Here is a 6,555-nt window from a genome sequence, read left to right as displayed (position 1 = left end):
ACCGCGGCGCTGGCCTACCGGACGCGGCTGGGGATCGCCGTGGTCGGCGGTGACCCGATCGGTGACGAGGCGCACTTCGGTGAACTGGTGGCCGATTTCGCCGCTTTCTGCCACGCCCATGGTTGGCGCATCGCCGTGGTGGGCTGCAGCGAACGGCGGCTCGGCCTGTGGAGCGATTCGGCGGTGCTGGGACAAACGTTGCGGCCCATCCCGATTGGGCGCGATGTGGTCGTCGACGTGGCCGGCTTCGACATGGTGGGCCGCAAGTTCCGCAACCTACGTCAGGCGGTGCAGCGCACCCACAACTGCGGCGTCACAACCGAAATCGTGTCGGAGCAGGAACTCGATGAGGAGCTGCTGGCCGAGCTGACCGAGGTGGTGCGGGAGTCGTCCAAGGGCGCCCACGCCGATCGCGGATTCCACATGAACCTCGACGGCGTGCTCGAAGGCCGGTTCCCCGGCATCCGCCTGATCATCGCCAGGGACAAGACGGGCAAGGTGCAGGCGTTCCACCGGTACGCCACCGCCGGCGGCGGCAGCGACATCACCCTCGACGTGCCATGGCGCCGGCGCGGCGCTCCGAACGGGCTCGACGAGCGGCTCAGCGTCGACATGATCATGGCCGGCAAAGAGGCTGGGGCACAGCGGGTCTCGCTCGCCTTCGCGGCCTTCCCAGAGATTTTCGACGCTACGAACCGGGGCTGGACCCAGGGCCTGCTCTACCGGTTGACCCACGTGCTCGACCCGCTGATCGCCCTCGAGTCGCTGTACCGGTACGTGCGCAAGTGGCATGCCCTCGACGCCCGGCGGTATGCGGTGATCTCCGTGACGCAGATCGTTCCGCTATTGTTCGTGCTCCTGTCGCTGGAGTTCATGCCGCGCCGGCGACACCTCTGAGTGCCTGCGCCGCAACTGTGATGTCGGAAAACGGCTAGCGCTGCGTCGTCCCGGACGGTTGGGTGGGGACCGCACAAGAAGTCAGCTGCGAATTCGTCCGGGAGTTTGTCGACACCATGACAGACAGCGTGAATCTTCGCGATGAAGCCATGCGCGCGTTCATCTCTAGCCTGTCCGGATTGCAGGCATCTGCGCCGACCTGGTGCTCCGGCTGGAGCGCCCACGAACTCACCGCCCATGTCACCGCCGCCGCGGCGGAACGTGCCGACCTCATCGAAGAATATCTGGCGGGCCGACCGACAAGGGCGACGCGCTCGTGGGAGGTGCGCGAGCCGCCGTTTCGGGCGTTGCCCGACCCTGTTCTCCGAAAACAATTGGTGGAACACGCCGCTCGTTTCGAGTCGGGGGTCGCCGCCCTCGACGCGGGGGACACCATCATGTACACGGGCTGGGAGATGACCGCACAGCGGTTAGAGATGCACAGCCATAGCGAAGCGGTGCTGCACCGGTGGGATCTCGTGGGCGACGACGACCTCAGCGTCCGACTGCTCTCGGATCCGGCCATGATCACCCACGCGCTCGCGGCATTCAACGCGCTGCCGGCCCTGGTGGAAGCTTGTCGCTGGCGCGACGCCGGCGCGATAACCCGGCCGGTGACGCTACGAAACGGCCATCGGCCCGGCGTCGTTGTGGTACCGGGAAACGGAGTGTCGGCAACGCCGGCCGAGGCCGGCATTGTGATAGAACTCGCGCCGCACGAGTTACCGCTGGTCTTGTGGGGACGCTGCCCGCCCAGGTTGCGCGACCCGAGCGTCAACGCGGAGACACTCGACGACGTCTTGCGGCGCCTGCTGAACGACGGGTAGTTCGGGGCAGTCAATGTCCTCGGGCAGGTGGTGCGTCGCCACCACCACCGTCCGCCGCGGCGACATCAGCCGCGAATCGGGGGCCAACAGGTCGCGCAGTATCCGTTCGGCGTCGGTGACGTCAAGGTGTTCGGTCGGCTCGTCGAGCAGCACGATCCGCGCGGGGGAGATCACCGCGCGGGCTAGCAACAGCCTCCTGCGCTGGCCGGCTGAAAGGGCCTGCGCGCCGCCGGTGAGCACCGTGGACAGGCCATCGGGCAGGGCGGCGAGCCAGGGGCCGAGGCCCACGACGTCCAGTGCTGCCGTCAGTTCGTCGTCGGGGCAGTCCCCGCGCACGACCAACAGGTTGTCGCGGACGGTGGTGGCGAAGATGTGCGCGTCCTCGGCGAAAAACCCGACGGCGCTGCGCAAGTCGACCTCATCGAATTCGTTCAGGGCGATGCCGTCCAGCGTGACCCGCCCGCCCAGCGGCGGCAACAAGCCGGCCAGGGTCATCAGGAGGGTCGTCTTCCCGGAACCGCTGGCGCCGGTGACAGCCAGCCTCGCACCCGGCGGCAGGTCGATCGCTGCCCGGGTGGACCGCGCCGCGCCGTCGTGGCCGGAACGCACGTCGGCCGTCAGCCGTCCGGCGCCGACCGGTGTGGGTGCGCTCCCCGTGGGGTTTTCGGGCCCCGACGGGGTCAGATCGAGCAGGCGGCGCGCGGCGATCCGTGACCGCGTCAACTGGATCGCGGCGGCCGGCAACGGCGTCATCGCCTCGAAGGCCGATAGCGGCAGCAGCATCAACACCGCCAGGGTGGTCGGCGCGACCGCGTGCGCCAACCCGATCCCGCACACCACCGCGCCCAGCACGCTGGCCCCGATCGCCGCGGTGGGCATTGCCTCGGCGATGGCGGCGGGTTTGGCGGTGGCGTCCAGGGCATCGCTCCACGCGCGTTGCCGGCGTTGCGATTCGGCGATGACCCCGGGAAGCAGGCCGGCGACCCGGAGCTCCGGGGCATGCTCGAGGGCCAGCATCGCCGACGTGTCGCGGTCGGAATGATGCTGGCGCGCAACGTCTTCCTGGGTCGCGGCGGCCCGACCCGCGAGGCGGGGAGCGACGAACCCGGCGATCAGCAGGCAGACGGCCAGCACGACGGCCGCCGCGGGCGAAATGGCGGCAACGACCGCCGTCGCCGCCAGGGCCAGCACCGCCGCGACGCCGATCGGCACCAGGGCGCGCACCAGGACGTTGGCCAGTTCGTCGACGTCGGTCCCGACCCGGGCCACCAGTTCACCGCTGTGCAGCCGGACGGCGGCCGCCGCGGGCCCGCGCGCCAGCCGCCGGTAGATCTGTACCCGCGCGGCGCCGGCCGCGCGCAGAGCCGTGTCGTGGGTGGCCAATCGTTCGCAGTAGTGCAGCACGCCCCGGGAGATCGCGAACATGCGGACCGCGACCGCCGCGACCGACAGGTCCAGCACGGGCGGCATCTGCCAGGCGTGGGTGATCAGCCACGCCGAGACACCGGCCAGGGCCAGCGCGCTGCCCAGCGAGAGCACCCCGAGCGCGATGGCCGCCAGGACGCGGGGCCACCGGGGGCGCAGCAGTGTCACAGCGTGCACCAGCGGATCACGCCGGGGCATGACGCAGCCCCCGCTCGGCGACCACCTCGACGATCCGGTCACCGATGGCCAGCACCGGCGCGCGGTGGCCGACGACGATCACGGTCGCACCGGCCCGGGCCCGTTCGGCGATGGCTCGCAAGACGCGTTGCTCGGTGGGTGCGTCCAGGTGTGCGGTCGGCTCGTCGAGCAACAGCACGGCGGCCGCCGAGCCGAGCGCTCGGGCCAGGCCCAGCCGCTGGCGTTGTCCCAGCGACAGCCCGACACCGCCGCGTCCGAGCACGGTGCTGCCCCCATCGGGCAGCTCGGCGAGCACGGCGTCGAATCCGGAATCGGCGCAGGCCTTTTCGACGTCGTCGAGTCGTCCGAGCAGCGCCAGGTTGTCGTCGACGGTGCCCGGGACCAGCACCGGGCGTTGCGGCAGCCAGGACAGTTGCGCCCACCAGCCAGCCGGCTCCAGCTCGGCGACGTCGATGCCGTCCACGATGATCCGGCCCGACGAGGGCATGCCGATGCCGGCGATCGCCTGCAGCGCGGTGCTCTTGCCGGCGCCGTTACGCCCGGTGAGCACCGTCACCGAGCCGGGCTCGATGACCGCGTTCAGGTCGCGCGGCGCCCGGCCGTCGCGGCCGTCCACGCTCAGATGTTCGAGGCGAATCCGCGCGCCGCGCGCAGCGACCGTCCGGGTGCGGGCCGGCGCCGACGTCGGGCCGCCGATGAGGTCGAACGCCGCACCGGCGGCGGCCGTGCCGTCTTGTGCGGCATGGAATTCCACGCCGACGCGGCGCAACGGCCAGTACACGTCGGGCGCGAGCAACAGCACCGTCAGGCCGGTGGTCAGGGTCATCTCGCCGAACACCAGACGTAGGCCGATCCCGACCGCGATCAACGCCACCCCAAGCGTGGCCAGCAGCTCGAGCACCAGGGCCGACAGGAATGCGATCCGCAAGGTGGCCATGGCCGAGCGGCGGTGCGCGGCGGCCAGTTCGGCGATCCGGTGTTCCGGGCCCGAGCTGCGGCCCAGCGCCCGCAGGGTCGGGATGCCGGCGATCAGATCCAGCAACCGGGCCTGCAGCGTGGTCATCGCGGTCAGCGCGGCCGCGGACCGGTCGGCGGTTGCCAGCCCGATCAGCACCATGAAGATCGGTATCAGGGGCAGCGTGATCGCCACGACGGCCGACGATTTCAGGTCGTAGGCCGCGATCACGGCCACCGTGGCGGGGGTCAGGATGGCGGCGAGCAGCAATGTCGGCAGGTAACCGGTGAAGTAGGGGCGCAGACCGTCGAGGCCGCGGGTGACCACGACGGCGGCGGCGTCGCGTTGCGCCGCGAGGTCACGGGGTTGCCGGTCGGTGACCGCGGTGAGCACCTGACCGGACAGGTCGGCGATGACAGCGCTGGCTCCGCGTTGCCCCAGGCGGGCCTGCAGCCAGTGCGTCACCGCACGGATTATCCACAGCGCCAACAGGATTGACAGCGGGCCGAGCCACCCATGCAGGCTCCGGGCGGAGGTGTCGCCGACGACGCGCGCGACGATGCCCGCCAGCACGATCGCCGAGCCGATCGCGCAGCCGGAGATCAGCACACCGCAGCCCACCACGGCGAGCAGGTAACGGCGCAACGCCGCCGAGGCCCGCCACAGTCTCGGATCGAGCGGTGCCCGGTTGGTGCGGTCGCTACTGTTCAGGTCGCGCGCCTTGCCAGGCCGATGGGCGCCGGTATCCGGTCAGCCGAGATGCGTTGCCGGAAAATCCAATACGACCACGCCTGGTACACCACCGTCAGCGGGGCCATCAGGGCCGTCACCCACGTCATGACCTTGAGGGTGTAATGCGTGGAGGAGGCGTTGTAGATGGTCAGGCTCCACTGCTTGTCCAGCGTCGAGGGCACCAGGTTCGGATACAACGAGCCGAAGAGCAGGATCACCACGGCCGCCACCACCACCGCGACGCAGGTGAACGCCCAGCCGTCGGATGCGCGTCGCCACACCAGCAGCACCGCCGCCAATTGCGCCACCACCGCCGCGGCCAGCACCAGCCAGGTCCAGTTCTTGCCGTGCGCCAGTTGGGTCCAAAACCCGAATGCCGCAACCAGTCCGGTGGCCGGCAGCGACAACCAGACGCCGAACCGGTACGCGTCGTCGCGGATGGCGCCCGAGGTCTTCAGGGCGACGAAGGTCGCTCCGTAGAACATGAACAACGCCGCGGTGGCCAACCCACCCAACAGGGTGTAGGCGTTCAGCACGTCGGTGATCGAGAGGTGGATGTGCCCGTCGGCACCCACCGGCAGGCCGCGCACCAGGATGGCGAACGCGACACCCCACAGGACGGCCGGCAGCCAGGACCCGGCCGCGATGCCGACGTCGGCCCAGCCGCGCCATTTCGTGTCGTCGATCTTGCCGCGCCATTCGATCGCCACGGCGCGCACGATCATGCCGAACAGGATCGCCAACAGCGGCAGGTACAGCGTCGAGAACACGGTGGCATACCAGGCGGGGAAGGCGGCGAACATAGCTGCGCCGCCGACGATCAGCCACACCTCGTTGCCGTCCCACACCGGCCCGATGGTGTTGAGGGCCGTGCGCCGCAGCGGTTCCGGTTCACCGATGCCGACGCGCGCGAACGGCTCCATCAGCATGCCCACGCCGAAGTCGAAGCCCTCGAGGACGAAGAAACCCAAAAACAGCATCCCGAGGATGCCGAACCACAACTCCTGCAGTCCCATCGTCTCAACTCCTTTCGGCGTCGGTAAGCCTGGTCAGTACGCGAAGGACAGGGGTGCCACCTCGTCATCGCTGGGCGCTTGCGGGGGAGCGGGTTCCGCGTCGTGCTCCAGCGGGCCTTCGACGACGTAGCGCTTGAGCAGGAAGAACCAGAGCACCGCGAGTACCGCATAGACGAGGGTGAAGGTCACCAGCGACGTGATGACCATGCCGGGCACGTGATTCGACACCCCTTCGCGGACCGTCATCCGAACCAGTTGATCGCCAGTGGGATTGGGCGCCACCACCCATGGCTGGCGGCCCATCTCGGTGAACACCCACCCCGAGATGTTGGCCAGAAACGGCGTGGGGATGGTGAGCAGGGCGAACCACGACAGCCACCGGCTGCGGGGTGTCCGGTGGCCGCGGGTGACCCACAGCACGGTCAGGGCGAACAACACCGGGATGGCCAAAAACCCGATCATCGCC

6 protein-coding genes are annotated in these 6,555 nt (G+C 69.8%); 2 read left to right on the top strand and 4 right to left on the bottom strand.

Annotated features, from left to right (window positions below):
- Together A5646_RS09165 and A5646_RS27965 are read left to right on the top strand one after the other, a co-directional pair.
- Positions 1-897 (top strand): phosphatidylglycerol lysyltransferase domain-containing protein (locus tag A5646_RS09165; RefSeq protein WP_156765560.1); only part of this gene is annotated, 897 nt, incomplete at its 5' end.
- Positions 898-1,025: 128 nt separating this feature from the next.
- The gene (locus A5646_RS27965; protein WP_197497932.1) at positions 1,026-1,763 is read left to right on the top strand and encodes a maleylpyruvate isomerase N-terminal domain-containing protein; all 738 of its coding nucleotides are present in this window, start codon (positions 1,026-1,028) and stop codon (positions 1,761-1,763) included.
- Here A5646_RS27965 and cydC read toward each other — a convergent pair.
- The 4 genes from cydC to A5646_RS09145 form a co-directional block, all read right to left on the bottom strand.
- The gene (gene cydC / locus A5646_RS09160; protein ID WP_067021333.1) at positions 1,659-3,386 is read right to left on the bottom strand and encodes a thiol reductant ABC exporter subunit CydC; all 1,728 of its coding nucleotides are present in this window, start codon (positions 3,384-3,386) and stop codon (positions 1,659-1,661) included. The genes A5646_RS27965 and cydC overlap by 105 nt on opposite strands.
- Complete coding sequence (gene cydD / locus A5646_RS09155) at positions 3,373-4,986, bottom strand: thiol reductant ABC exporter subunit CydD (RefSeq protein ID WP_067021331.1); 1,614 nt, start codon at positions 4,984-4,986, stop codon at positions 3,373-3,375. The genes cydC and cydD overlap by 14 nt, the downstream gene beginning before the upstream one ends.
- Positions 4,987-5,048: 62 nt before the next feature.
- The gene (cydB, locus tag A5646_RS09150; RefSeq protein WP_067021329.1) at positions 5,049-6,089 is read right to left on the bottom strand and encodes a cytochrome d ubiquinol oxidase subunit II; all 1,041 of its coding nucleotides are present in this window, start codon (positions 6,087-6,089) and stop codon (positions 5,049-5,051) included.
- A gap of 33 nt (positions 6,090-6,122) precedes the next feature.
- Positions 6,123-6,555: cytochrome ubiquinol oxidase subunit I (locus A5646_RS09145; protein ID WP_197505153.1), on the bottom strand; the 433-nt coding region annotated here is incomplete at its 5' end.

Origin of the sequence: Mycobacterium sp. 1245499.0 (assembly GCF_001673615.1) — a bacterium.
Classification (GTDB): domain Bacteria; phylum Actinomycetota; class Actinomycetes; order Mycobacteriales; family Mycobacteriaceae; genus Mycobacterium; species Mycobacterium europaeum_A.
Note: the sequence above shows the minus strand (reverse complement) of the source record. Positions and strands in the feature narration are given on the sequence as shown.

Coding starts and splice junctions, on each gene's coding strand:
- cydC (WP_067021333.1), bottom strand. CDS start 3,386: ATGCCCCGGCGTGATCCGCTGGTGCACGCTGTGACACTGCTGCGCCCC.
- cydB (WP_067021329.1), bottom strand. CDS start 6,089: ATGGGACTGCAGGAGTTGTGGTTCGGCATCCTCGGGATGCTGTTTTTG.